Source organism: Streptomyces sp. NPDC003247 (assembly GCF_042888135.1).
Classification (GTDB): domain Bacteria; phylum Actinomycetota; class Actinomycetes; order Streptomycetales; family Streptomycetaceae; genus Streptomyces.
This window is the reverse complement of sequence record NZ_JBIAPF010000036.1, coordinates 1-1747: the sequence shown is the minus strand read 5'-3', so window position 1 is coordinate 1747 and position 1747 is coordinate 1. Positions and strand designations below refer to the sequence as shown.

Annotated in this window: 2 protein-coding genes; both read right to left on the bottom strand. The window is 74.2% G+C overall.

Going from position 1 to position 1747, the window contains the following annotated elements; genetic code table 11:
* Window positions 1-1115: MFS transporter (locus tag ACFYWQ_RS43575; RefSeq protein WP_389526440.1), on the bottom strand; the 1115-nt coding region annotated here is incomplete at its 3' end.
* Window positions 1116-1153: 38 nt separating this feature from the next.
* A complete protein-coding gene (locus ACFYWQ_RS43570) occupies window positions 1154-1720 on the bottom strand; it encodes a Chromate resistance protein ChrB (protein ID WP_389526437.1) in 567 nt (188 codons plus the stop codon).
* Between the last annotated feature and the right edge of the window lie 27 nt (window positions 1721-1747).

Genomic DNA, 1747 nt, shown 5'->3' with positions numbered 1-1747 from the left:
AGTGCCAGGGTGAGCAGCGGGCCGACTGCCAGCAGCACGGCGAGGGCCGCGTAGCCGGTGGTGAGCGTCGAGACGGTGGCCACGCCGGCGACGAGCAGGGGGCCGCCGGCGTCGCCGAGTTCGCGGCCGAGTTCGGCTGATCCCATGGTCTGGCCCATGCGTTCTACGGGGGTGGAGGCGGCCAGGGCGGCGAAGCCGAGCGGGGTGATCAGCCCGGTGCCGGTTCCGATGAGAGCGGCGGCGAGCAGGACGCCGGCCAGGCCGGGCAGCATGGCGGCCGCGAGGCCGGCGGCGGTGATGAGCAGTCCGCTGAGCAGTCCGGTGCGGGTGGTCAGGCGTCCGGCGTCGAGGGCGCGGCCGGCCTTGGGCTGGACGACGGCGGCTGTGGCGGCGAGGACGGAGACGGCGGCGCCGGTGGCGATGGTGCCGAGTCCGGCCGCGGCGCCGGAGACGGGCAGGAAGCCCACGCCGACGGAGAGCGCGGCGGTGGCGGCGGCGAGGGCTGCGGTGGGTGCGAGGAAGGAGCGGTCGGCCAGGCGGCGGGCGAGGTCGGCGACGGTCTGCCGCTTGCGGGGCAGCGGTGGCACGGCGGGCACGGCGAGGGCGGCCCACAGGGCGACGGCGGCCGCGCACAGGGCCATGACCGTGAACAGCAGGCGCAGGCCGCCGGCCCAGACCAGGAGCCCGCCGAGGAGCGGGCCGAGGGTGTAGCCGATGGACTTGTAGAAGCCGTAAGAGCCGAAGGCGCGCCCGCGCTTGGCGGCCGGGTTGAGGCGGGCGACCATCGCGGAGGCCGAGGGGGAGAAGGCGGAGGCGGCGGCGCCCTGGCCGAGGCGGGCGGCCCACAGCCATCCGGGGCTGTCGGCGATCGCGTACAGCGCGGAGGCACCGGCGAAGGCGACGAGGCCGCCGAGGAGGACCGGCTTGCCGCCGATGCGGTCGGCGAGCGAGCCGAAGACGGGCTTGAGGAAGACCTCGGCGCCGTCGTAGAGGGCGAGCAGGCCGCCCAGGACGAGCAGGGAGGTGACGGCGTCCTCGGAGAAGCCGCCGAGGTTGGCGGCGATGCCGTGGGCGCCGAAGGCGGTCGTGAACCCGGCCGCGTACAGGGGCCACATGGCCCGTCTCGGGGCGACCGGGGCTATGGGCTGAGCGGTCACGACGGCTCCTCGTCGGTGGTGTGCAGCGCGTTGAAGACGCGCTCGGAGTAGTCCTCGCAGACGGCGGCGCACTGCTTGAGCCGGCGGCCGGCCTCGGCTGCCTCGGGGGCGCCGAAGACGTCCCGGGCGGTCAGATCGCGGTGCCAGCGGCGCAGCCGCTCCAGGCTCTGCTCCTCTTCCTCCAGCTCGGCCAGGGTGAACTTGGCGATCCGGATCTCCTTGGCGATCTCCTCCTCGAACTTGGCGCAGTCGGCGAGGAACTCCGCCCAGTCCGCGGAGCGGGCGGCGGTGAACATCTCCCGGAAGCGGGCCGCGTCCTGGCCGGAGCGGCCGGACGCCTGGAGCGTCACGCCCTGGCCGCCGGCACTGTCGGTGAGGTCGAGGGCACGCCGGACCCCGTCGGCGAAGACCGGTACCTCCGGCACCGCCCAGATGCCCTGCCCCAGAGAAAGGGCGCCGATCTTGCGCAGTTCCCGCCACACCGCCACACGGTGCCGGGACGGGTCGGCGGGCAGCTTGATCACCAGGATCAGCCACCGGAAAGCCTGCTCCTCATTCGTCACGATCAAGAATGTAGCAGGCGTTACATC